The 23555-nt window shown below is 63.8% G+C and carries 27 protein-coding genes; 12 read left to right on the forward strand and 15 right to left on the reverse strand.

Annotation, left to right across the window (positions count from 1 at the left end):
* Positions 1-6: 6 nt before the first annotated feature.
* Positions 7-735, reverse strand: a complete 729-nt coding sequence (locus tag Q0P52_RS10440) for a TIGR00730 family Rossman fold protein (protein ID WP_293761626.1) — start codon at positions 733-735, stop codon at positions 7-9.
* A gap of 19 nt (positions 736-754) precedes the next feature.
* Between Q0P52_RS10440 and polA the strand changes: the two genes are divergently transcribed.
* The 6 genes from polA to Q0P52_RS10470 all read left to right on the forward strand — a co-directional run bounded on the left by polA (position 755) and on the right by Q0P52_RS10470 (position 6775).
* Positions 755-3550, forward strand: coding sequence for a DNA polymerase I (gene polA / locus Q0P52_RS10445; RefSeq protein ID WP_293761628.1), 2796 nt, complete (start codon positions 755-757; stop codon positions 3548-3550).
* Positions 3551-3988: 438 nt separating this feature from the next.
* Positions 3989-4558 carry a GspH/FimT family pseudopilin gene (locus Q0P52_RS10450; protein WP_293761630.1) on the forward strand — a complete coding sequence of 190 codons (570 nt, stop codon included), beginning with the start codon at positions 3989-3991 and terminating at the stop codon, positions 4556-4558.
* Positions 4551-4925, forward strand: coding sequence for a hypothetical protein (locus Q0P52_RS10455; protein ID WP_293761632.1), 375 nt, complete (start codon positions 4551-4553; stop codon positions 4923-4925). The genes Q0P52_RS10450 and Q0P52_RS10455 overlap by 8 nt, the downstream gene beginning before the upstream one ends.
* Positions 4891-5727, forward strand: a complete 837-nt coding sequence (locus tag Q0P52_RS10460; protein WP_293761634.1) for a prepilin-type N-terminal cleavage/methylation domain-containing protein — start codon at positions 4891-4893, stop codon at positions 5725-5727. The genes Q0P52_RS10455 and Q0P52_RS10460 overlap by 35 nt, the downstream gene beginning before the upstream one ends.
* On the forward strand, positions 5724-6347 hold the full coding sequence (locus Q0P52_RS10465; protein WP_293761636.1) for a hypothetical protein: 624 nt from the start codon (positions 5724-5726) through the stop codon (positions 6345-6347). Before Q0P52_RS10460 ends, Q0P52_RS10465 begins: the two co-directional genes overlap by 4 nt.
* Positions 6323-6775 (forward strand): type IV pilin protein, encoded by a 453-nt coding sequence (locus tag Q0P52_RS10470; RefSeq protein WP_293761638.1) that lies wholly within the window; start codon positions 6323-6325, stop codon positions 6773-6775. The genes Q0P52_RS10465 and Q0P52_RS10470 overlap by 25 nt, the downstream gene beginning before the upstream one ends.
* A gap of 143 nt (positions 6776-6918) precedes the next feature.
* Here the strand turns inward: Q0P52_RS10470 and Q0P52_RS10475 are convergent, their stop codons facing one another.
* From Q0P52_RS10475 to arsC, 7 genes are all read right to left on the reverse strand, one after another.
* The gene (locus Q0P52_RS10475) at positions 6919-8451 is read right to left on the reverse strand and encodes a DHA2 family efflux MFS transporter permease subunit (protein WP_293761640.1); all 1533 of its coding nucleotides are present in this window, start codon (positions 8449-8451) and stop codon (positions 6919-6921) included.
* A 126-nt stretch (positions 8452-8577) separates the two neighbouring features.
* Positions 8578-9723, reverse strand: coding sequence for an HlyD family efflux transporter periplasmic adaptor subunit (locus tag Q0P52_RS10480; protein ID WP_293761642.1), 1146 nt, complete (start codon positions 9721-9723; stop codon positions 8578-8580).
* Positions 9724-9736: 13 nt separating this feature from the next.
* On the reverse strand, positions 9737-11164 hold the full coding sequence (locus Q0P52_RS10485; protein ID WP_293761644.1) for an efflux transporter outer membrane subunit: 1428 nt from the start codon (positions 11162-11164) through the stop codon (positions 9737-9739).
* A 97-nt stretch (positions 11165-11261) separates the two neighbouring features.
* Positions 11262-11756 (reverse strand): MarR family transcriptional regulator, encoded by a 495-nt coding sequence (locus Q0P52_RS10490; RefSeq protein WP_293761646.1) that lies wholly within the window; start codon positions 11754-11756, stop codon positions 11262-11264.
* A gap of 95 nt (positions 11757-11851) precedes the next feature.
* Positions 11852-12154, reverse strand: coding sequence for a hypothetical protein (locus tag Q0P52_RS10495; protein WP_293761648.1), 303 nt, complete (start codon positions 12152-12154; stop codon positions 11852-11854).
* A 10-nt stretch (positions 12155-12164) separates the two neighbouring features.
* On the reverse strand, positions 12165-12740 hold the full coding sequence (locus Q0P52_RS10500) for an RNA polymerase sigma factor (RefSeq protein WP_293761650.1): 576 nt from the start codon (positions 12738-12740) through the stop codon (positions 12165-12167).
* Between the two features lie 219 nt (positions 12741-12959).
* Positions 12960-13310, reverse strand: a complete 351-nt coding sequence (gene arsC / locus Q0P52_RS10505; RefSeq protein WP_293761652.1) for an arsenate reductase (glutaredoxin) — start codon at positions 13308-13310, stop codon at positions 12960-12962.
* A 266-nt stretch (positions 13311-13576) separates the two neighbouring features.
* Here arsC and Q0P52_RS10510 point away from each other — a divergent pair, with 266 nt between their 5' ends.
* The 5 genes from Q0P52_RS10510 (at position 13577) to Q0P52_RS10530 (ending at position 18394) form a co-directional block, all read left to right on the forward strand.
* Positions 13577-14779 carry a multidrug effflux MFS transporter gene (locus Q0P52_RS10510; protein ID WP_293761654.1) on the forward strand — a complete coding sequence of 401 codons (1203 nt, stop codon included), beginning with the start codon at positions 13577-13579 and terminating at the stop codon, positions 14777-14779.
* Positions 14780-15093: 314 nt separating this feature from the next.
* Positions 15094-15606, forward strand: a complete 513-nt coding sequence (locus Q0P52_RS10515; protein WP_366062228.1) for an iron transporter — start codon at positions 15094-15096, stop codon at positions 15604-15606.
* Positions 15607-15794: 188 nt separating this feature from the next.
* Positions 15795-16115 carry a cupredoxin domain-containing protein gene (locus Q0P52_RS10520; RefSeq protein ID WP_293761658.1) on the forward strand — a complete coding sequence of 107 codons (321 nt, stop codon included), beginning with the start codon at positions 15795-15797 and terminating at the stop codon, positions 16113-16115.
* Positions 16116-16130: 15 nt separating this feature from the next.
* Positions 16131-16949 (forward strand): FTR1 family protein, encoded by an 819-nt coding sequence (locus Q0P52_RS10525; protein ID WP_293761660.1) that lies wholly within the window; start codon positions 16131-16133, stop codon positions 16947-16949.
* Positions 16946-18394, forward strand: a complete 1449-nt coding sequence (locus tag Q0P52_RS10530) for a 4Fe-4S binding protein (protein ID WP_293761662.1) — start codon at positions 16946-16948, stop codon at positions 18392-18394. Before Q0P52_RS10525 ends, Q0P52_RS10530 begins: the two co-directional genes overlap by 4 nt.
* A gap of 75 nt (positions 18395-18469) precedes the next feature.
* Here the strand turns inward: Q0P52_RS10530 and ybaK are convergent, their stop codons facing one another.
* The 3 genes from ybaK to Q0P52_RS10545 are packed head-to-tail and all read right to left on the reverse strand — an operon-like array spanning position 18470 to position 20200.
* Positions 18470-18952 (reverse strand): Cys-tRNA(Pro) deacylase, encoded by a 483-nt coding sequence (ybaK, locus tag Q0P52_RS10535; protein WP_293761664.1) that lies wholly within the window; start codon positions 18950-18952, stop codon positions 18470-18472.
* A gap of 33 nt (positions 18953-18985) precedes the next feature.
* Positions 18986-19699, reverse strand: coding sequence for a hypothetical protein (locus tag Q0P52_RS10540; protein ID WP_293761666.1), 714 nt, complete (start codon positions 19697-19699; stop codon positions 18986-18988).
* Between the two features lie 21 nt (positions 19700-19720).
* Positions 19721-20200: an MFS transporter gene (locus Q0P52_RS10545; protein WP_293761668.1), complete on the reverse strand. Its 480-nt coding sequence runs from the start codon at positions 20198-20200 to the stop codon at positions 19721-19723.
* Between the two features lie 141 nt (positions 20201-20341).
* On the opposite strand from Q0P52_RS10545, the gene Q0P52_RS10550 reads away from it, so the two are divergent.
* A complete protein-coding gene (locus Q0P52_RS10550; RefSeq protein WP_293761670.1) occupies positions 20342-20653 on the forward strand; it encodes an antibiotic biosynthesis monooxygenase in 312 nt (103 codons plus the stop codon).
* On the opposite strand, the gene Q0P52_RS10555 is transcribed toward Q0P52_RS10550, so the two are convergent.
* The 4 genes from Q0P52_RS10555 to Q0P52_RS10570 form a co-directional block, all read right to left on the reverse strand.
* Positions 20616-21248 carry a protein-methionine-sulfoxide reductase heme-binding subunit MsrQ gene (locus Q0P52_RS10555; RefSeq protein ID WP_293761672.1) on the reverse strand — a complete coding sequence of 211 codons (633 nt, stop codon included), beginning with the start codon at positions 21246-21248 and terminating at the stop codon, positions 20616-20618. The two genes, Q0P52_RS10550 and Q0P52_RS10555, sit on opposite strands and share 38 nt — an antisense overlap.
* Before the next feature lies 1 nt (position 21249).
* Positions 21250-22167, reverse strand: a complete 918-nt coding sequence (gene msrP, locus Q0P52_RS10560) for a protein-methionine-sulfoxide reductase catalytic subunit MsrP (RefSeq protein WP_293761674.1) — start codon at positions 22165-22167, stop codon at positions 21250-21252.
* Positions 22168-22264: 97 nt separating this feature from the next.
* The gene (locus tag Q0P52_RS10565) at positions 22265-23191 is read right to left on the reverse strand and encodes a TIGR01212 family radical SAM protein (RefSeq protein ID WP_293761676.1); all 927 of its coding nucleotides are present in this window, start codon (positions 23189-23191) and stop codon (positions 22265-22267) included.
* A gap of 95 nt (positions 23192-23286) precedes the next feature.
* Positions 23287-23469: a hypothetical protein gene (locus Q0P52_RS10570; RefSeq protein WP_293761678.1), complete on the reverse strand. Its 183-nt coding sequence runs from the start codon at positions 23467-23469 to the stop codon at positions 23287-23289.
* Positions 23470-23555 lie beyond the last annotated feature (86 nt).

Below are 23555 nucleotides of genomic sequence, written 5' to 3' on the forward strand. Positions count from 1 at the left end.
AAAGGCTTACAGGTTGAGGAGTTTCTCGCGTTCTTCGGGCAGGGCCTCGAAACCGCGGGTCTCGTAATGCTTGAAGATGGTGTCGACGATGGTTTGCGGATCGTCGATCAGCTGGATGAGGTCCAGATCTTCCGGGTTGATCATCTTCTCTTTTACCAGATGGTTTTTCACCCAGTCCAGCAAACCGCCCCAGAATTCGCTGCAACACAGGATAATGGGGATGCGGCGGCTTTTGCCGGTCTGGATCAGGGTGAGCGCTTCGAACATTTCGTCCAGCGTGCCGAAGCCGCCCGGCATCACCACATAGGCGATGGCGTGCTTGACGAACATCACCTTGCGACTGAAGAAGTGATTGAACTTGACCGAGAGATCCTGGTATTCGTTGGGCTTCTGCTCGTGGGGCAGCACGATGTTGAGCGCCACCGACGGGCTCTTGCCGTAATAGGCACCCTTGTTGGCGGCTTCCATGATGCCGGGGCCGCCGCCGGAAATAACTGAAAAGCCGGAGTCGGAAAGCAGGCGGGCAACCTCCTCGGTCAGCTTATAATACGCATGGTCGCGCGGGGTGCGCGCGCTGCCGAAGATGCTCACGGCCGGCGTAATGCCTTGCAGTTCTTCGGCCGACTCGACAAACTCCGACAGAATCTTCATTACATGCCACGCCTCGCGCGAACGGAAGCGCTGCATCATGGCGTAGCGGTCGCTGGTCTGCGGCAACTTATCGGACAAGCTCATTTTTTCGCCTCTTTTTTCTATGAAAACACTGTTATTGATTGACGGCTCTTCTTATCTGTACCGCGCCTTTCACGCGATGCCCGATCTGCGCTCGCCGGATGGAAGGCCCACCGGCGCGGTATACGGCATGGTCAACATGCTGCGCCGCCTGGAGAAAGAGGTACGGTTCGATTATAGCGCCTGCGTTTTCGACGCTAAAGGCAAGACCTTCCGCGACGACCTTTACCCCGAATACAAAGCCAACCGTCCGTCCATGCCGGAAGAGCTGGCGCAGCAGATCGCGCCGGTGCATGAAGTGGTGCAGGCCTCGGGCTGGCCGATGCTGATCGTGCCGGGCGTGGAGGCCGACGACGTCATCGGCACGCTGGCGCGCCGCGCCGCCGCCGCGGGCATGAAGGTGATCATTTCCACCGGCGACAAGGACATGGCGCAGCTGGTGGACCCGGATGTCACGCTGGTCAACACCATGACCAACGAAACGCTGGACGAGGCCGGGGTGAAAGAAAAATTCGGCGTGCCGCCGCGCCTCATTATCGACTACCTCACGCTGATCGGCGACAAGGTGGACAATGTGCCCGGCGTTGACAAGTGCGGTCCCAAAACCGCCGTCAAATGGCTGGAGGAGTACGGCGATCTGGCTGCGGTCATCGCTTCGGCCGACAAGGTGGGCGGCAAGGTGGGCGAAAATCTGCGCGCCGCGCTGGACTGGCTGCCGCGCGGCCGCGAGCTGATCACCATCAAGTGCGATGTGGATCTGGCTGCCGACATGCCGCAGGGTCTGGACAGTCTGGCCCACGGCCAAAAGGACAAGCCGCGCCTGGCGGCTTTGTTCAAGGATCACGGTTTCCGCACCTTCTATCGGGAAATGACGGAAGGCGAGGAGACGCCGGCCGCGCCGGCCCCTGCGCCGCAGGCACCTCTGGCGCCGCAAGGCGGCATGGACGATCTGTTCGCCAATCCCGCGCCAGCGCCGCAGGCTGCGCCCGAGGCCGCGCCGCGCCCACAGCGCGAGCGCCGCTATGAAACGCTGTTTGACGAAGCGCGGCTGAGCGCTTGGCTGGACAAGCTGCGCACGGCCAGGCTGGTGTCGCTGGATACCGAAACCACCAGCCTGGACCCGATGCTGGCCCGGCTGGTGGGCATCAGCTTTTCCGTGGAAGAGGGCGAGGCCGCCTATCTGCCGCTGGCGCACCATTACGCCGGCGCGCCGGATCAATTATCGCTGGATACCGCGCTGGCACTGCTCAAGCCCTGGCTTGAGGACGGCAACAGCGCTAAATGCGGCCAGAACCTCAAGTACGACCGGCACGTGTTCGCCAATCACGGCATCCGGCTTGCCGGCGTGCGCGATGACTCCATGTTGGCTTCCTACGTGCTGGAAAGCCATCAACGCCACAATATGGATGATCTGGCCGCCCGCCATCTGGGCGAAACCACGGTCAGCTATGAGGACATCTGCGGCAAAGGCGCCAAGCAGATCGGCTTTGGCGAGGTGGACGTCGCCATCGCCGCCAATTACGCGGCGGAAGACGCCGATATCACGCTGCGGCTGAACCACTATTTTGCCGGCCAGTTGCAAGGCCGGCTGGCCGAGGTGTACCGCGATATCGAACTGCCGGTGGCCGAGGTACTGTTCACCATGGAGCGGCATGGCGTGCTGATCGACCGCGAGCAGCTGGCCAGCCAGAGCCACCAGCTGGGCAGTGAAATGCTGCGGCTGGAGGCGCAGGCGTACGAGCTGGCCGGCCAGCCCTTCAATCTCAACTCGCCCAAGCAATTGCAGGAAATCCTCTTCGGCAAACTGGGCATTCCCACCAAGGGCGTGAAGAAAACGCCGTCCGGCGGTTACTCCACGGATGAGTCGGTGCTGGAAACCCTGGCGCTGGACCATCCGCTGCCCAAGTGCATCCTGGAATACCGCAGTCTCGCCAAGCTCAAGTCCACCTATACCGACAAGCTGCCCACGCTGATCAATCCGGATACCGGCCGTGTGCATACCAATTACGCGCAGGCGGTAGCGATTACCGGCCGCCTGGCCAGTTCCGATCCCAATTTGCAGAACATTCCCGTGCGGACGGTGGAAGGTCGTCGAGTGCGCGAAGCCTTTATCGCGCCTCCTGGTTGCCAGATCGTCAGCGCCGACTATTCGCAGATCGAGCTGCGCATCATGGCGCACCTGTCCGGCGACGAGGGCATGCTGGCCGCTTTCGCCAGCGGCGAGGACATCCACCGCGCCACGGCGGCCGAAGTGTTCGGCGTGACGCTGGAGCAGGTGACGTCCGACCAGCGCCGCGCCGCCAAGGCCATCAACTTCGGCCTGATCTACGGCATGAGCGCCTTTGGGCTGGCGGCCCAGCTGGACATAGAACGCAGCGCGGCCCAGCAGTACATCGACCGCTATTTCATGCGCTATCCCGGTGTGGCCGAATACATGCAAACCACGCGTGAAACGGCGCGGGAGCAAGGCTATGTGGAAACGGTTTTCGGCCGACGTCTCTATCTGCCGGAAATCCGCCTCTCCAACCCGGCGCGGCGCGCCGGGGCCGAACGCGCGGCCATCAACGCGCCCATGCAGGGCACGGCGGCGGACCTGATCAAACTGGCGATGATCGCCGTGCAGCAGTGGCTGAGCAACGATGGCATGGCCAGCAAGCTCATCATGCAGGTGCATGACGAACTGGTGCTGGAGGTGCCGGAAGCGGAGCTGGCTGTGGTAAAGCAACGCCTGCCGGAAATCATGGCCGGCGTCGCCAGTCTCAAGGTGCCGCTGTTGGCCGAAGTGGGGGCCGGTGCCAGCTGGGAAGCGGCGCACTGAGGCTCTGCTCCTGCACGGCCTAGCCTTTGCCGGCCGCCTGGGAAGGCCCGACCCGACAGCTCGGCCAGCGTAGCCGCTGGGCTCCGTCGGCCGGCAAAGTCATGGGGTGAGAGGGTGCCGGATCCGGCAACGCACTTGCTCATGCCGTCCCCTTGCCGTTTATTCCCCTTCCCCTGCCTTTTCCCTGGAAGGGAGCCTCGCTTTCCCGCGGGCAAGCGAGAGTGGCTGCAATTAGCAGAGCCTGGCCGGCACAGGCTTACCGGGTGATCCGCTCCGTCCGCTGCGGATGCCGCCCATGCCCAGAGGGCTACGGGCCGGCATGGGGTCATCGCCCGTGCCTGAATCAGAAAAAGCCGTCCGGCTATTCCGAGACGCGCCGTTTTGCCTGTCAGGCCTGCCGGGCAGAATGAGCGCTCTCTCTTCACCCGACTTGCCGTCATGCCGACTTTGCCAGCCCGTACGCCGCCGAGTTCGCTTTATTGCGGCCATACCTTGCCCGAGTTGCTCACCGTGCTCGCGGTGATCGCTATTCTGGCGGCGCTGGCGGTGCCGGCCCTGCGTGACTTTTCCAGCTCCCATCAATTGGCCTCGCGCGTCAGGCTGTTGGCCAGCAGCTTGCAGGCGGCGCGTGGTGAAGCGCTGCGCAGTCAGGGCGTGGTGTGGGTCTGCTCGCTCAACAGCAAGCGCAATCTGGATATCCAGGGTTGCCAATCGGCGCGCCGTGAGGGTGCGGACTGGAGTCGCGGCGTGCTGGTATTCGCCGACAGGGTCGGCGGCAACGCTGGGCGCTATGACAGCGGCGAGCGAAGCAATCACGCGCTGTTTGCCGAAGACGGCATCACGGTGAGCGCCAATCTGGCGATCTTTGCCTTCAATGGCGAAGGCCGTCTGCGCGAGGACGCTTTGCCGCGTTTCGAATTGCGCGCGCCGGATGGTGGCTGCGTCAGTCTGCGTCTCAACCGCTATGGCCGTCATCGTATTTGCGAGAGCGAGGGCTGCTGTGCTTAGGCGGGCTGTGGCGGCGGGTTTCAGCTTGCTGGACGCTGTGTGCGTCTTGCTGTTGCTGAGCTTGGGCGGGTTGAGTACGGCGGCCATTGGCGTGCAAGCCTGGCGCGAAGTGGCCGACAGCGAAGGGCGGGAGCAGGCAGCGTGGCTGGCGGATGAGCTGCTGGAGAGGCGAGTGTCGGGTGTGGTGCCCGGTGTTGGCCGAAGCCATGGCCGCTTTATTGTGAGTCTGTGCCAGCTGGGTGTGGATGGAACTGCTTGCAGCGAGAGCGGCGCGTCAATGCTCCGCATCGGCTGGCGCTTGCGTGGTAGCGGCTCGACAGAGGAGGGGGCGCATGTACTACCGTGGCCAGATCAGGACCCACCCTGAGCGCGGCTTCACGCTGAGCGAACTGCTGGTGGGAATGGGGCTGGGCTTGCTCTTGCTGGCTGTTTTGGCAGGTTTGCTGGCGCAGTTGGCCACGACCGCGCGCGACATCATGACGCGCCGAGAGGCAGCACAGGACGCGCGGCTGGCCCTGCAGCAACTGCAGGCGGACATCCGCATGGCCGGCGCTTTTCATTGCGGTCAGCTGCCGTCTCCTGCCGTCGGCCTGCCCGCGCCGTGGGCCGAGCTGGCCGCGCAGCGCCTTCCCCTGAGTCTGAACGATGGGCAGCTGGCGCTCTGGCATGGCGGCGAGGCTTGGGACGTGCGCCCTGTGCCTCCCGGCGTGCGCTTCCAGGCGCTGGCTCCGCTGCCGGCAGTGCGCGAAGGCCAATGGCTGTGGTTGGGGCATTGCGGCGGGGGAGGCTTGCTGCGTTGGGGGCGAGACATCAAGCCGGATGCGGACGGGCTGCTAGTGGTGCCCGCTTCACTGATACCGCCCGCTGCAGAGAGCGGCTGGATGTTGCAGAGCGTGGCGCTCAGAAATTACCGGCTGAATGGTGCGGCGGGGGTTGTGCAGCTGGTGGCGAGCGAATGGCGCGGTGAGCAGCTGGAGGAGACGGTGTTGGCCGAAGGCTTGAGGGATGGGCGCTGGCAAGTATTGTCCCATCGCCCTTGCCGCTGGTCAGCCGGGACCACGCATCAGCTGCCGGTATTGCTGGCGCTGAGCCTGACCAGTCGCGACGGCGAGCGAACGTTGCAGGTGGCGCCGCGCCTGGGGACGCGCTGTGTGGCGGAGGGCGCATGAGGGCGCGGGGTAGCGTGCTGCCGTTGGCGATGCTGATGCTGCTGGCAATGGGCATTATTGCCCTGAGTCTGTCGCGCCAGCTCAAAGAGGAGGCGCGGGGTGCGGGACAACTGGCCGATGCGGGTCTGGCGTTTCATCTGGCCGAGCTGGGGTTGCGCGGCGGGGAAGCGGCAGCATTGCGGCTGGATGCCGAACTGGAGGGCCATGCTGCGCCCGAAAGCTGGTTTACCGCCAGCTGCGGCAGGGAGGCGAATCCGGCGGGCTGGCGGACAGGCTTGTGCAGCTTGGGCCTACCGGTGCAGGCAAGGTTGGCCGAAGGACGGCAAGCGGTGCTGCACCCCTGCGGTGCGGCCAGACAGCATATCTGGCAGGCGGCGATGGCGCAGGGCCGTTGCCCGAAGGTGATGTCGGGCGAACTGGCCTGGGCCAACCCGCATTATGTGATCGAGTTGCTGGTAACGGCGCATCGGCAGGACGAGGCGACAGGGAGGGTGTACCGGATTACTGCGCGCGGCTGGGGGCGGCAGCCAGAAAGCGTGGCCACGCTGCAGAGTGTGTACTGGACGCCGCATGGCGCGGCGGGAAGGCGGCTGGCATGGCAAACCCTGCCGGAGTACTGAAAGCGCGCCGCAGGCCATACCGTACGTTACGGGGCGTCACCCTGCTCGAGTTGCTGACGGTGCTGACCATGATCAGCCTGCTGGCGGCGTTGGCGCTGCCGGCCTGGCAGGCGCAGACGGATAAGGCCAGGTTGGCCGAAGCGCGGGCGCTGCTGCTGGAGTGCGGTCGTTTTCTGGAGCGTTGGCGTGCGCAATACGGTCGTTACACCGATACCTCCACGCGCTGGCCGCGCTTGCCTGTGGCGGCGACGTCGCATTTCGACATCGTGTTTGGCGCGGGGGCCGCCAATACCGATGCCGGCAAGTTCCTGCTGCGCGCGGTGCCAAAGCGGGGGAGCGGCACGACGGTGCTGGAGCTGAATCAGGACGGCAATCTGAAACAGTGCGAGCGGGAGGGCGACCGGCTGGTGCGCTGCCGGCTGGCGTGAACGCATCGGCACGGCGCCTTGGCGCATGGCCGGAATCGCCTGGGGCGGGCTGTATCGTCATGCATGCCCGCCTGGCAACGCAAAAGGCAGACCATGCGGTCTGCCTTTTGGCGGTCGTGGCGGATGCCGGACGGTGAGCGTGCTCAGTGCGCGCCGTCCGCGCCGCCGCTGGCGGTGAACGGTGGCTTGGCGAACCAGACCAGCGCGATCAGCGCCAGAAACATCATGCCGAACAACCAGAACACCTCATTGGCGCCAATCAGCGAGCCCTGCTTGGTAATTTGCATGGCGGTGACGGCATTTTGCTGCTGGGCGGACAGGCCCATATCGCCCATCAGGCGGAACCACATTACCGAGGCCTGATCGTACAGCGTCACATGCTCGGTCAGCTGCGCGTGGTGCAAGGCTTCGCGCCGGTCCCACAGTGTGGTGGTGATGGAGGTGCCGATGCTGCCTGCCAGAATGCGCAGGAAGTTGGACAGGCTGGATGCGCTGGCAATCTGGCTGGGCGGCAGGCCGGACAAGGTGATGGTGGTCAGCGGCATGAAGAAGCAGGCTACGCCGATGCCCTGAATGAACTGCGGCCACACGACATAGGCGAAGTCCATGTCTGCGTTGAAGGTGCTGCGCCAGAAGAAGCAGGCCGCATACACGGTAAAGCTGAGGGTGACCAGCCAGCGCATGTCCAGCCGGTGGGCGTTCTTGCCGATGACGGGCGAGAGAAACACCGGCAGGATGCCGATGGGCGCGGCGGCGAGGCCAGCCCAGGTGGCGGTGTAGCCCATCTGCGTTTGCAACATCAGCGGAATCAGCACCACCGCGCCGAAATACAGCATGAAGCCTAGGCTGATGGCCACCGCGCCCACCGTGAAGTTGCGGCGCTTGAACAGGCTGAGGTCGACAATGGGGTGTTCTTCGCCCAGTTCCCAGATCACCAGATACAGCAGCGACACCACGGCCACAATGCTCAGCACCACGATTTCAGTGGAGTTGAACCAGTCCAGCTCCTTGCCGCGGTCCAGCATCATCTGCAGCGCACCCACGCCCACCACCAGCAAAGCGAGGCCGATCTTGTCGATGGGCAGGTTGACGATGGCGGTTTCGCGTTCCTTGAGGATGCGCCAGCTGATGAAGGCGGCGGCCAGACCCACAGGCACGTTGATGAAGAAGATCCAGCCCCAGTGCCAGTTGTCGCTGATGACGCCGCCGAGGATGGGGCCGAATACCGGCGCCACGATCACGGTCATGGCCCATAGCGCCAGCGCCAGGCCCTTTTTCTCCGGCGGGTAGCAGGACATCAGCAAGCTTTGCGATAGCGGAATCATCGGGCCGGCCACCGCGCCTTGCAGCACGCGGAACAGAATCAGCATTTCCAGACTGGTGGACATGCCGCACATCCACGACGTCAGCACAAACAGCAGGGTGGAGATGGTGAACAGCTTCACTTCGCCCATCTGCTTGGCCAGCCAGCCGGTCAGCGGTACGGCGATGGCGTTGGCGACGCCGAAGGAGGTGATCACCCAGGTGCCCTGGCTGGTGGCTGCGCCAAGGTTGCCCGAAATGGTGGGCAGGGCCACGTTGGCGATGGTGGTGTCCAGCACTTGCATGAACACCGACATCGACAGGGCCAGGGTGATCCACACCAGGCGGGAGCCTGAAAGTGGAGGAGGATTCATGATCGGACTATCCCCAGTGGGGCGCGCGTCAGGCGCGCCCGCGGATTGTTGGCGCCCCCGGCCGCACCGACAGCGTCAGCGCGGGAACGGGGAAAATGACCGCCGAGGCATCGGCGGCGCTAGCGCTTATTGCGCGTTGGCGGCCAGCAGGCTGGCTACCAGATCGTCGGCTTCCTTGAGGTCCGGCGTCAGCACGCGGCTTTCCTGCGCCGCGGCGGCGCGCGGCGCCTCGGCCAAGGTAGGACCATCCTGTTTGGAGGTGTCCACCACGGCGTCTACCGACAGACCCACGCGCAAGGGATGCTCTTTCAGCTCTTTCGGGTCCAGCTGAATGCGCACCGGCACGCGTTGCACTACCTTGATCCAGTTGCCGGTGGCGTTTTGCGCCGGCAACAGCGAGAAGGCGCTGCCGGTGCCTGCGGACAGGCCCAGCACCTTGCCGTGGTAGCTCACCTTGCTGCCGTACAGGTCGGCTTTGAGCTCAACCTCCTGGCCGATGCGGATCTTGGCCAGTTGCACTTCCTTGAAGTTGGCGTCCACCCATACGCTATCCAGCGGCACCACCACCATCAGCGGGCTGCCGGCGGCGATGCGCTGGCCCACTTGCACATTGCGGCGGGCGACATAACCGGATACCGGGGCCTTGACTTCGGTGCGCTTGAGCGCGAGCCAGGCTTCCTTCAGGCGGCTGGCGGCGCGTTGCACATTGGGATGCTTGGCCAGCGTGTCCTTGCCCACCAGCGCGTCGGTGGCCTTGGCCTGTTCGCGGGCGGCATCGAGCGCCGCCTTGGCGGTGGCCACGGCGTCGCGGGCGTGGCCCAGCTCTTCGGCCGACATGGCTTCGGTGCCGGCCAGTTTTTCACGGCGTTGCAGGTCGGCCTGGGCGCGGGTGAGTTCCGCTTCGCGCAGGGCGACTTGCGCAGCCAGTTGCTGGGTGCTGGTCATCAGCTGACGGGTTTCGCGCACGGTCTGCACGAACTCGTTGCGGGCGCGCTCAAACGCGAGCTTCGCGTCGCTGTTGTCCAGTGTCACTACCGTCTGGCCTGCATTGACGCGATCGGTGTCCTCCGAGGCGATCTTCACCACGGTGCCGCCCACTTCCGGCGTCAGTTGCACCATGTGGCCGGCCACATAGGCGTCGTCGGTGCTTTCCTGATGGCTCAGCACCAGAGCCCAGTAAGCGCCGTAGCCCACCGCCAGCGCGGCGATCAGGCCGGTGGCGACAAAGAGGTTGCGTTTGCGGCTTTTTGCCGTCTCGAGTTTCTTGTCCATGATGTGCGTGTCCTTATCGGGTCGGCTGGCTGGCTTCGCTGGTGCTAAAGCCGCCGCCCAGAGCGGTGTTCAGTGCGGACCAGGCCAGACGGTTGGCGGCCAGGGCGTCGATGTGTCCGGATTGCTGGTTGAGGTCGGCTTCTTGTGCGTCCAGCACCGCCAGCTTGTTCACCAGGCCGGCCTTGAAGCGGGCGGTGGTGGAGTCCGAATCCTTACGGCTGAGGCGAGTGGCCTGGCGCGAGTCGGACAGCTGGCTGGCAGTCTTCTGCCAGGTGGACAGGCTATCGGCGGCGTCGCGCAGGGCGTCCAGTACGGTCTGGTTGTAGCTCTCCACCGCCATATCGTAACGGGCGCGGGTGGCAGCAAGATTGGATTGCAAGGCGCCGGAAGTGAAGATGGGCAGGCTGATGGCCGGGGTGATGCCCAGCACGCGGGACTGGTTTTTCAGCAGATTGCCGCTTTCCAGCGCCGACTGGCCGATGAAGCCGGTCAGGCTGACATTGGGGTAGAACTCCGCCTTGGCGGCCTTGATCGATTCGTTCATGGCTTCAACCCGCATGCGCTGGGCGACGATGTCCGGGCGGCGGCCCAGCAAGTCCAGCGTCAAGGCGGCGTCCTGCAGTTGCGGGGCCGGTTTCATGGCGGCGGCCTGCAGGCCCTTGAGCGCGTCCGGCGTCTGGCCGCTCAGCGCGGCCAGGGCGTGGCGGGCATGATCGAGGTCGGCGGCCAGTGCGCTTTGTTGCTGGCTCAGGCGGCGAGTCTGGATTTCCGCCTGATTGAGCGCATCGGCGGACAGCAGGCCGGCGTTGACGCGGGCGCGCACCAGCGCAACGCGGCTTTCAGCCAACTGTTGGCGCGCCTTGAGCACGTCCTGTTGCGCTTGAATGCGTTGCAGGCTGGTGTATTGCGCGATGACGGCCTGGGTGATGGTCAGGCGGGCCTGGCTGGCTTCCAGCGCGATGGCTTGCTGATTGCCCAGCGCGGCCTTCACTTCAGCCCGGTGCTTGCCCCAGAAGTCGATTTCCCAGCTGCCGCCCAGCGACAGCGTGTAGACATTGTAGAAGTTGCCGCCAATGGGGGGCGGAAACAGGCCGTACAGCGAGTAGCGCTCTCTGTCCATGCTGGCGTTGGCGGATACCTGCGGGCCCTCGCGGCTTTCGGTCAGACCGACGGCGGCGCGCGCTTCGCGCAGGCGGGCGTCGGCCAGCTTCAGCGACGGCGATTGCGCCAGCGCGGTCTGGATCAGCTGGTTGAGGGCGGCATCATCCAGTTGACGCCACCAGTCGGCGGCGACGGCGGCTCGTCCGCCGGCCGGCAGCTTGAGCGCCTCGGCCGTCAGTGGTTTGGCCGGCTCGCTGTCCTGGCCGAAACTGGCGCAGCCCCCCAGCAGCGTGGTGAGCATCAGCAGGCCCGCGGCCTGCTGCCAATGGGGTTTATTCACCTTGTGGGTCTCCAGAGTCCATCTCGATGATAGATGGTGTGATGATAGTCACTAGCGTTATTATCAGGGCGCAACAATGCGGGGGTGGACCACGGCCTTACCCGCCCAGCTTTACCAGCAGTTTGCGCAGCAGTTTTTCCATCAGGACTTTCTCTTCCTCGTCAAAGCCCTTCCACAGTTCGCGATGGCAATCACGAGTGGGCGGCAGCAGTTTTTCCACCAGCGCCAAGCCTTCAGCCGTCAGTTCCAGCCGCACCTTGCGACGGTCTTCCTCGCAGGGCAGGCGGGTGGCCCAGCTATTGCGCACCAGCTCGTCGGCGATGCGGGTGGCGTTGGTGCGTGAGGAATCCAGCGTATCGCTGATGTCCGAGGGATACAGGGCCTGATTGGGACAGGCGTACATGGCCAGCAACGCCATCCACAGCGTTTCGTTCAGGCCGTATTCCTTGAGCGTTTCGTTCAGGTAGGAAGTCAGGCGCGGCAGGATGTGGAAATACAGGCGGGTGATGATCACTTCCTGGCGCGGGACACCGGGAAAGCGCTGCTCGATGCGGTCAACCGCCTGTTCCAGCTGATGGAAGGACTTGTTCATCCGGCAATAATAGTAACTTGAGTGACTATTTTGCAAGAAATTATATGCCTGCAATTAGTTGCGTGTGGCAAGCAAATCACAGGCTGGCGACAAGGTTATCCCTGACGATGATGATGGCCGTGCCATTGCTCGCGTAGTTTTTCGCGCTCTTCCGGCGACATGGCAGCCCATTTGCGCCAGTGGTGGCGGCCATGCCAGCCGCCGTGGCCGCGAAAGCCGCCAAACAAGATGCGCGACAGCAAGAGCAGGCCCAGCGCGTGGGGGTAGTCCAGCGGCAGGGCGCTGGCGAAGAGGGCGGGCATCACCCAGTTCCACAGCAACATCACTACGCCGCCGATAGCGGCGACAGCGGCCAGCGCCAGCAGGATTTTGGCGGCGCAACGGAAAGATTTGGTCATGAGGGGCTCCTTATAAGTCCATGTCTTCATAAAGCGTCTGCAGACGCTCGCGCAGGCTGAGTACGGCGTAACGCTTGCGCGACAGCAGCGTGTTGATCGGCAGTCCGGCGTCTTCGGCCAACTCGCGAAATGAGCGGCCTTCCAGTTCATGGGCGACAAATACCTCGCGCTGGGACGCCGGCAGCGCGTCCAGCGCCGCCTGCAATTCGGTCAACGCCACCTGTCGCGCATAGAGCGCGGCGGGGTCGTTGTCGTCCGCGGGCAAAGCCAAATTCAGCCACAGGTCGTCGTCGTCTTCGCTCGGGCCCAGTTCCGCCAGCGGCGTCTCGCGTTTCTTGCGGAAGCGGTCGACGATGCGGTTGCGCGCCACCTGATACAGCCAGGCGGTGGCTTGTTCGATGGGCGAGGGCAGACGGTAGGCCTGCACGAATTCGTAGAACACGTCTTGCAAGATATCCTCCGCCTCGGCCACATCGCCGATGCGCTTGCGGATGAATTGCCGCAGCCGGCCCTGTTCACGGGTGACGGTATCGGCGATGTCGCGGTCGGCGCGGCTCATCGTAGAGGAGGAATTTGTCGTTGCCATGCCTGTGATGACGGTGCTGGCGACGAAATATTGTGCGCCGGGGAAAAATATTTTCCGGCGGAGGGATGGAGGGCCGATGCGGCGCGGATGACGGGGAAGGGGGCTTGTCGGCGCTGAGAACGCGCCGAAGCAGGCTGTAAGCATGACAAGGCCCAGCGCGGCCGGGCCTGAAGAAGCCTGACCGCAGGCGACCGGAGGCCGCCGGTGGTCAGGGAGGGCTTACTGGTTGAGCAGGCCGAGTACATTCTCGGGCGGGCGGCCCACCACGGCGCGATCGCCGGCAACGGCGATGGGGCGCTCTATCAGGTTCGGATTTTCCACCATGGCCTCGATCAGGTTCTCGCGTTCCAGCGTGATGTCGTCAAGGCACAGTGTTTCGTATTCCTCTTCCTTGGTGCGCAAGATGTCGCGCGGATCAAGGTTGAGCAGGGTGAGGATGTGATCGAGCTCCTCCGTGGTGGGCGGATGCTTGAGGTATTCGATCACTTCCACTTCGGCGCCGGCGTCCTGCAGCAGGGCGAGGGCTTCGCGAGATTTGGAACAGCGCGGGTTGTGGTACAGGCGGATCATGGGAGCGCTCCCTTTTTGATTATGTGGTTCAGCAGGGGATGCCACGCCATCGCGCCTTGGGCTGGCGACGCGGGGGTGTATCCATCTTAGGCAGAAAATCTTTTTCTTGTGTAGTTGCACAGGTCTTGCGCGGGGCAGGCTGTGGCGCGCGCGCATTCTGCGGCAAAGCGCGGGGCAAGCCAAGCGGGTGGTGTAAGCCGGAAGCGGGTTTTGTGAGCGGCTCTCATCTGGGCTACCATGCAAGGCCCACTGCCTTAGTCATTGCCATGTCGCGCACCAATAACAACCATTTCGGCCTCGCCATCCTGCTGGCCGCCCTCTCCACGCTGGGGCCGTTCTCCATCGATACCTTCCTGCCAGCGATGCAGGCGATTGGTCAGTCGCTGTCGGCCTCGCCCATCCAGATGCAGCAGGCGCTGACGGTGTATTTGCTGTCCTATGCGGTGATGATGCTGTGGCACGGTTCCATTTCCGATGCGGTGGGCCGACGGCCGGTCGTGCTGGTAACCACGCTGCTGTTTTCACTGGCTTCCATCGGCTGTGCCTTTTCCACCTCGCTGGGCGGGTTGCTGCTGTTCCGCGCCTTGCAGGGTTTGTGCGGCGGAGCGGGGCTGGTGGTGGGGCGCGCCATCATCCGCGACAAGCTGGACGGCGCGGCGGCGCAACGGCTGATGTCGCAAGTGACCATGCTGTTTTCGCTGTCGCCGGCCATCGCGCCGGTGGTGGGCGGCTGGTTGTTCGGCGCTTTCGGCTGGCAGTCGATTTTTGTGTTCATGGCACTGGTGGGCATGTTGTTGTTTGTCATGAGCTGGTTTGCGCTGGCGGAAACCCATCATGAGCCGCATCGCACGCCGCTGCATTTCGGCCAATTGATGCGCAACTATCTGCAGGTTGGCCGAAAGCGTGAATTCCAATTGCTGGCGGCGGCGGTGTCCTTCAATTTTGCCGGCTTCTTTCTCTACATCCCCTCCGCGCCGGTGTTTCTGATCCAGCACTTGCATCTGCGTCCGGACCAGTTCTTGTGGATGTTCGGCCCAGCGGTGTCCGGCATCATGTTCGGCGCTTTCCTCTCCGGCAAGATGGCCGGCCGGCGTGGCCCGCGTGAAACGGTGTCGCTGGGTTACGTGCTGATGTTCATCGCCGCTTCGGCCAACCTGCTTTACAACTGGCTGCAACCGCAGGCGGTCATGCCCTGGGCGGTGTTGCCTCTGGCCCTTTACACCACCGGCATGTCGCTGGCGGCGCCGTCCATCACGCTCAATCTGATGGATCAATTCCCGGCCCTGCGCGGCACGGTATCCTCGCTGCAAGGTTTTCTGCAGACCATGATGTCCAGCATCGTGGCGGGCGTGGTGGCCCCGCTGGTGTGGGGCAGCACGCTGAGCCTGTCCTTGTGCATGATGGCTTTTCTGGTGGTGGGTTTCCTCTTCCGCATGGCCTATCGCCGCCGGATAAGCCGGCTGGCTTGAGGCTGGGCCGCCATGGCTTGATTGGCGCTGTCCATGCCTTCCGGGGTAATGCGGTTTGGGCTGGAAATGCCGCAAGATAGCGCTCGCGGCCTTGCTTGCCACCACAGCGCCGAAGCCCTGGCGCGGCCGGCGTCGGCTTGCTTTCTGTCAGCGCTTGCTTGCGGATATTTACCTTTTCACGACGATCTTTCTCTTGCGAATGGTAATGATTCTCAAATACAATCGAGAAAAATTATCATTCGCTTGCCGGGCTTTACGCCCTCTACTGAAAGGTCTGTGAGATGCGTTCCACTCTGAGCAACATCCTGCTGGGCATGCTTGCCCTGTCCGCCGCCGCCGCCGTGTCCGCCAAGGAATACCCGATCGGCAAACCCGCGCTGAAGAACGGCATGGAAATCGGCGCGGTTTACTTGCAGCCCACCAAGATGGAACCGGAAGGCATGATGCGCAAGGCGGAAGAGTCCGACGTGCATCTGGAAGCCGACATTCATGCGGTAAAGAACAACCCCAATGGTTTTGAAGAGGGCGCCTGGATGCCTTACCTGATGGTGAAGTATGAAATCACCAAGGTGGGCGGCAAGGGCAGCATCAAGGGCGACATGATGCCGATGGTGGCCAACGACGGCCCGCACTACGGCGATAACGTGAAGCTGCAAGGCCCGGGCAAGTACAAGCTCAAGCTCACCATTCTGCCGCCGAGCGAAAACCCGCACGCGCATTTCGGTCGCCATGTGGACAAGGAAACCGGCGTGGGTCCGTGGTTCAAGACCTTTGAAGTGAATTACGACTTTACCTACGCCGGCATCGGCAAGAAGGGCGGCTACTAAGCGCAGGGGAAAATGCTGATCCTGCGTCGCGCCAGCGGGTCCCGCTCAAGTGCAGTCAGAGCGGGCCCTGTTTGCTCCTGCGGCTCGGGCTTGTTCGGCAAATGAGAATGCGAACGCAAGTCATTCTTGTGTAATATGATGAAACAGCGCTCCCGCAGGAGGCGCTGTCTTTCATCGGGGAATCGCAAATGAAAATGATAGTGCTGCTGTTGTCGCTGTTTTCCGCCGTCGCCTTCGCCGACGACATGCCCACCTTCAAGCTTGAACTGAAGGACGGCACGCTCAATCCGGCCCGCATCCAGGTGCCGGCCAAGACCAAGTTCCGCCTGGAAGTGCGCAACACCGGCAAGACGCCGGTGGAGTTTGAAAGCACGCAGCTGCGCAAAGAAAAGGTGCTGGCGCCGGGCGCTGTGTCGTCCGTGGTGATCCAGCCGCTGGATGCCGGCGAATACAAGTTTTACGACGAATTTCACATGGCGACCGCCAAGGGCGTGATCGTCGCCAAGTAAGCGCAGAGGCTCGAGATGGGACAGGTACTCTTCATCGTCTGGCGCGAGAGCGTGGAAGCGCTGCTCGTGGTGGGCATTCTCAATGCCTGGATGAACCAGAATCCGGAAGGGCGCGCCGGCAAGCCCTGGCTGTGGGCCGGGGTGGGTTTGGGGCTGGCGCTGGCCGTGGGTCTGGCGATGGCGCTGTTTTCCGCCAGCAGCCTGATGGCCGGTTCGCAGGACGTATTTCAGGTAGTGATGGAATTCATGGCCTCCGGCCTGATCGTGCAGATGGTGCTGTGGATGCGCGAACACGGCCGCACGCTGAAAAAGGAACTGGAAGCCGGCCTTGCCGATAACGCCCGGCAGGCCAACTGGTGGGGAGTGACCATTCTGGCCGCCATCGCCATTGCCCGCGAGGGCAGTGAAACCGTGATCTTCCTCTACGGCATGCTGGGCAGCGCCGACGGCGACACGCTGTGGCGCATGAGCGGCGCGGCGGCGATGGGTTTGGCGCTGGCCGGTCTTACTTTCTACATCCTGCAATTGGGTGGCAAGGTGTTGTCCTGGCGTTTGTTCTTCCGCGTCACCGAAATCATGCTGCTGTTGCTGGGCGCTTCGCTGTTTTTGTCCGGCGTGGAAAAACTGATCTCCATGGAGATTTTGCCGGCCTTGGTGGACCCGGTGTGGGACAGCTCTTTTCTGCTTGACGACATGTCGCCGGCAGGCGGCGTGGTGGCCTCGCTCACGGGCTATCGTGCGCACCCCGCGCTGATGAGCCTGCTGGCTTACGCTGTGTTCTGGTCGGGCGTGGCCATGTTGTTCCGCTGGCGTCAGCGCCGAGTGATGGCATGAGTCGCAGCGCGTCTTCCCCCGAGGCCGCGACCGTCAGGTCGTGGCCTGCTCCCGCTTCCTGTGCTTCGGCCAACCCTGGCGGTGGTCGTCTTGCTCGCGCGGGCGACTGGCTGCGCCGTCATGGCGGCTTGATTCGCGGCTTGCAGTGGGTGGTGGTGGTGGTCTATGCCTTCTTGCTGATCGTGCCGGCCTGTTTGCCTTTGCCGGATGACGCGGCGCGGGCTTTCAACAATCTCACCATCCTGGCGCAGTTTGCCTTCTGGGGCATCTGGTGGCCCTTCGTGTTGCTGTCCATGCTGTTGTTCGGCCGGTTGTGGTGCGGCGTGCTTTGTCCGGAGGGCGCGCTGACCGAGTGGGCGGCGCGCAAGGGCATGGGCCGACCGATTCCGCGCTGGATGCGTTGGGGCGGCTGGCCCTTCGTCGCTTTTGTACTGACCACGGTCTACGGCCAGTTGGTCAGCGTATACCAGTATCCCAAGGCGGCCTTGTTGGTGCTGGGCGGCTCGACGGTGGCGGCGGTGGCGGTGGGCGCGGTGTACACGCGCGGCAAGCGCGCCTGGTGCCGGCATTTGTGTCCGGTCAATGGCGTGTTCGGCCTCTTGTCTAAGCTGGCCCCCATGCACTACCGGGTGGATGAGGCGCGCTGGCAGGCTTCTCAGCGGCAAACCATCCGCATTCAGGCGGTGGATTGCGCGCCTTTGCAACCCCTGCGGCACATGCAGGGCGGCAGCGGCTGCCATATGTGCGGTCGTTGTAGCGGTCATCGCGACGCCATCAGCTTGAGCCTGCGCTCTCCCGCGGACGAAGTGGTGCGGGTGGCGGAGCGCGAAGCGGACGGCTGGCAAACCCTGTTGATTGTATTCGGCCTGCTGGGCGTGGCGCTGGGCGCCTTCCACTGGACGGTCAGCCCCTGGTTCGTGGCGCTCAAGCAGGGCGCGGCAGAGTGGCTGGTGGATCATGACATGCTGGCCTTGCTGGATACCGAAGCGCCGTGGTGGCTGCTCACGCACTACCCCGAGCACAACGATGTGTTTTCCTGGCTGGACGGCTTGGCGCTGATCGCCTATGTGCTGGCCACCGCGCTGGCGATGGGGTCGATGCTTTTGATGTCCCTGGGCTTGTCGGTGCTGGCGGCGGGCAAGTGGCGCATGCAGCGCCTGCATCATCTGGCGCAAAGCCTGATTCCGCTGGCGGGTGTGGGCGTGTTCCTCGGCCTGTCGGCGCTGACCATCACCCTGTTGAAGGAGGAGGGCGTGGGCACCCACTGGGCCAATGATGTGCGACTGTGCCTGCTGGCGCTGGCCAATGGCTGGTCGCTGTGGCTGGGCTGGCGTATTGTCGGCCGCTGGACTGGTGGTTGGCGTCGTCTGCTGGCCTTGCCGGGGCTGATGCTGGCGCTGGCGGCGGTGGATGCCAGCTGGGGCTTCATGTTCTGGTGGTGGTAAGCCAGGCGGGCTGCTGGGGATACAATGAAAAACGCGACGGGAAACCGTCGCGTTTTTCCTATGCAGGTCGCCGGCTCAGGCTGCGGCGTTGACCAGCTGCGGCTTGAGCACGCGCATGACATCGGCCGGGGCAACGCCGATAAGGAAGCCGCGTTTGCCGCCATTGATATAGATGCGCGGCAATTCGGCTATGCCGGCTTCCATGTAAACCGGCATCGGATGGCGAGTGCCGAAGGGGCTGGTGCCGCCAACCTGGTAGCCGCTGTGCTTGTCGGCGGTTTTCGGGTCGCAGGGGGTGATTTTTTTTGCACCCACCTGCTTGGCCAGCATGCCGGTGCCCACCTCGCAGTCGCCGTGCATCAGCACGATCAGGGGTTTCTTGTTCTCGTCTTCCATGATCAACGTCTTCACTACGCAGTGCTCGTCCACGCCCAACTCGCGGGCGGAAACGGCGGTGCCGCCGCGTTCCTCGTATTTGTAGAGATGCTCGGTGTAGTCCACCTTGTGCTCGCGCAAGACACGGATGGCCTGGGTAACGGGGGATTTTTCCTTGGACATGATCGACTGGGCTGAAACGGCAAAACGGTCACTTTAGGAGCTTGGCGGCTGGCCTGCAATGCCTGTTTGCCGATGGTTGCGCACCAGCCCCCGCGCGGACGCCAGCGCCAGCGCAGACATCATCAGCGAAATCAGCAGGATGATGACGCCGGTGGGCAGCGTTGCGCCGCCCAAGGATACCGCCAACCCGGCTAACGGTTGGGAGAGGTTGTTCAGCATCACGATCAGCCCGGAGGTCTTGCCCATGTCCTGCGCGGGAATCAGCCGCATGCGGCGGCTGCGGATGAAGACATTGAAAATCTTGTCCGCGCCGATGATCAGCAGATAGCCGGCAACATAGCCGCCAAAGCTGCTGGCTGCCCAGCTCAGCAGGCCGCCCGCCATGATCAGGCTTACCGCCAGCAGCCCGACCGGCAAGGATTGCGCCCGGATGCGGGCAACGATCAGCAACACCACGATGGTGGCAGCCGCCCCAGCCGCCTGCAGGCAGGCCAGCGCCGCGCCGGACTGATGATGCACGCCGGTTGTCATGGCGGCCGTGGTGGCCAGCGTGACGCCCAGTACGCCGTTGATGGCGCTGGCCAGCAGCACCAGTCGCCCCAGGCCGGGCAGCGTGAGAATGTGCCGCAGGCCCTGGCGCAAATCAGCGGTTAGCGTGGCCCCGGGGAGTGGCGGCGCAAGCAGCGTCGGGCGGTTGAAACGCCGCCACAGCAAAAAGCAGGCATCCGCCGCCAGGAAAAGAAGCACGGCACTCAAAACCACGCCCTGCTAGGGCAGCCGGCTCAACAGGGAGGCTGCCAGCAGTGGGCCGAGGATCATGCCGCTCTGATCGCCCAGTTGCGCGTGGGCCAGGGTTTTTTCCAGCCGATGCCGGCGAAACACCTGCGCCAGAATCACCTCCCGGGCCAGTTGCCCCAGCGAGGAGAGTGCGCCGCAGCCGGCGGACAGCAGCAACAACCAAACAATATGCGGCCAGTACCAGCAAGCTGCCAGACACAACCCGGCCAGCGCGGCCCGCCATGCCTGACTGGACTGCAGCAAGGTCAGCGCCGAGCGTCGGTCGCACCACAGCCCGCACACGGGAAACGCCAGATAACGAGGGAGGGATTCGGCAAAGAACGCCGCACCGGACCAGACCACGCTGCCGGTTTGCCGAAACACCTCCAGCGGCACCAGAAACAGCAGCATCTGGTCGGCCAAGCGGGCTAAGGTCAGCGACAGGTAAAACAGCAGCGGGGATTGGAGCATGGGAAACGCATGGCGGGGTGGGTAAGCTGGTGTACCCGCCTTGTGCTCGCCTCGTCAAGCCCGGGGCGGCGGCTAGCGCGATTGTGCCACGTTGGCCGAAGCAGCATGCCACACTGGGGCTTTGCCCGGACCGGAGCCGCCATGATTCTTGAAGCCGCAGTCTTGCCCGTCATTCCGGCGCGCGTCGCCGAATTCGAAGCCGCCTTTGCCGAGGCGCAAACCCTGATCGCCGGGATGCCCGGATATCGAGGGCATGAGTTGCAACGTTGCCTGGAAACGCCGGGCCGCTATCTCTTGCTGGTGCGCTGGGACAGCGTTGCCGATCACGAGGAGGGCTTTCGCCGCTCGCCGGCGTATCAGGAGTGGAAACGGCTGCTGCATCACTTCTATCAGCCGTTTCCGCTGGTCGAGCATTTCACGTTGGCGTGCGGCGGTTTTGCCGCCAATGCATGAGCCGCATGCCCAGCAGCAGCGCCAGCGCAAGGGCAAACATCGCCGGTTGGGTGAGGTCGCGTTTTACCAGCCACCAGTAGTGCAACACGCCGAGCAGTGCTACCAGGTAAACCAGTTTGTGCAGTTGTCCCCAGTGGCGCTTGAGCCGGCGCATCCAGCCTTGGGTGGAGGTGATGGCCAAAGGCGTCATCAGTAACATGGCGGCAAAGCCGACGGTGACGAAGGGGCGCTTGGCGATGTCGTGGACAATGCCGCCCCAGTCGAACATCTGGTCCAGCCACAGATACGTGGCCAGATGCAGGCTGCCGTAGAAAAAGGCGTACAGGCCCAGCATGCGACGCAGCCGCAGCGGCCAGCCCCAGCCACTGAGCCGGCGCAGCGGGGTGGCGCACAGCGTGATCAGCAGGAAGCTCAGTGCCCAGGTGCCGGTGGAGCGGGTGATGAACTCCACCGGATTGACCGCGTCGCCGACGTAGACGATCCACGATGCGCGGGCGAGCGGGACCAGCGCGAGCAGGAAGACCACCGTTTTCAGGGCAGCCAGTTTGAGATCGCGGCGCGGCGCGCTGGCGTTTTTCATGGCGAGTGTGGTCATGTCAGTAGTTCTTGCGCAGATCCATGCCGCGATACAGCGTGGCCACCTGTTCGCCATAGCCGTTGAACATCTGGGTCTTGCGTTTGAAGAGTTCGCCGATGCGCCGTTCACTGGCCTGGCTCCAGCGCGGGTGATCCACCTCCGGGTTCACATTGGAGTAGAAGCCATACTCGCGCGCATTGGCCATGTTCCAGCTGGTGGCCGGCATGGTTTCCTGCAGATGGATGCGCACGATGGATTTGATGCTCTTGAAGCCGTATTTCCATGGCACCACCAGTCGCAGCGGTGCGCCGTTCTGGTTGGGCAGCACATCGTTGTAGAGGCCCACCGCCAGAATGGTGAGCGGGTGCATGGCCTCATCCATGCGCAGGCCTTCGCGGTAGGGCCAGTCCAGCACGCGGCTGCGCTGACCCGTCATTTCAGAGGGGCGCTGCAGGGTTTCAAAGGCCACGTACTTGGCGCGAGAGTTGGGTTGCACTTGCTTGAGCAGGCTGGAGAGCGGAAAGCCTATCCAGGGAATCACCATGCTCCAGCCCTCCACGCAGCGCAGACGGTAGATGCGCTCTTCCAGCGGCTGACGCAGCAGCTCTTCAATGCCGAAGCTGCGCGGCTTGCCGGCTTCGCCGTCCACGGCCACTGTCCACGGTCGGGTTTTCAGCGCGCCGGCGTACAGCGCAGGCTCGGATTTGTCCGTGCCGAATTCGTAGAAATTGTTGTAGCTGGTGATCTCTTTCAGGCTGTTGGCCTTGTCGTTGGGCGCCAGCGTGGACAGCGGGCTCTTGCGGCCGGACAGGGCGGCCAGCGTTTCCTGCGACAGCAACAAACCGGCCGCGCCCAGCATGAAGGCGCGGCGATTGAAATAGACCGATTCCGAGGTGATTTCCGACGGGAGGATGTCGGCGGGCTTCTTGATCAGCATGGTCGTTTCTCCGGGGGCTTTCCTGTTTTGTCGGCAAAGCAGCGGCGATCTGACACTCAATATTGCTGATCGTTCTCTATTTTTCCATTGAAAAACGCTATGCAGCGGCGCTGAGCCAGGGTTGGCCCAGCGCGCTGCCCTGGCCGCCTTCTTCGGCCAACCTCTGGCCGATGGCCTGCAGCGCTTGCCAGCGCGGCCCGCACCAGTCCGGCGCGATGAGCGTGGGCGTCTGCGCGGTGGCGGAAATGCGGTGGAATACCACCTCGGTAGGGGTGTGGCGAATCATGCGCGCCGCTAGCCCGGCATACTCATCCAGCGTCATGGGCATCACCTCGCCGCGCTGATGCTGGGCCGCCATGCGGCTGCCGCGCACAATCATCAAGGGGTGTAGCTTGAGGCCGTCCACCCCCATTTCCAGCACCGTATCCAGTGTGGCCATCATGTCGCCGGCGGTTTCGCCCGGCAAGCCGGCAATCAGGTGCGTACACACTTTCAGGCCGCGCTGGCGCGCGCGCCGCACTGCGTCGCGGTAATCGGCCAGCGTGTGCCCGCGGTGGATGCGGCGTTGTGTGAAATCGTGCGCGGTTTGCAGGCCCAGCTCCAGCCACACCTCGCTGCCCAGGTCCTGATAGCCCTGCAGCAGATCCAGCGCGGCATCCGGCACGCAGTCCGGACGGGTGCCGACGCACAGGCCCACCACGTCGGCGGCGGCCAGCGCTTCGTCGTACAGTCGGCGCAGGGTGTCCACTTCGGCGTAAGTGCTGGTGTAGGCCTGAAAATAGGCGAGATAGCGGCGGGCGCGATCGGTGCGGGCCTTTTCGCGCTGAATCTGTGCGGCAATGCCCAGCGCGGCGGGCTCCCGGCCAAAGCTGCGCACATTGCAAAAAGTGCAGCCGCCGCGCCCCAGCGTGCCGTCGCGATTGGGGCAAGTGAAGTCGCCGGCCAGCGAGAGTTTGTGCACCGGCTCGCCGAAACGGCGGCGCAGGTAGTGGCTGAAGGTGTGCAGGTAGCGCGTGAGGTCCATCGGAAACAGCCGGGTCGGCAGGAAAACGGCCAGTCTAGCGGCCTGAGCAGGCGGCCTGCTTGCGACACGTCAAGGGTTGGCCGAAGGCCAGACATTCAGAGGATGTCGAAGCCCAGCAGAAACAGGCCGACAAACAGCGCCGAGGCCAGTATCAGCGCCAGCGCCAAGGTGCTGATGAATTCGCGCAGCGCGCGCTTCTGGCCGCGATCCAGCACCCAGCGCACCAGGGCGTAGAATAGGGCGAACAGCAGCAAGAGGCGGAACAGGCGACCAATCATGGCGGAGCAGGGCAAGGGAAGGAGCCGCGATTATCCGGCCCCGCGCGCGCGCAAGGCAAGGCCGGCTCTGGATAAAATGCGGCAGA

Source organism: uncultured Aquitalea sp., from assembly GCF_945957525.1.
Lineage (GTDB): Bacteria > Pseudomonadota > Gammaproteobacteria > Burkholderiales > Chromobacteriaceae > Aquitalea.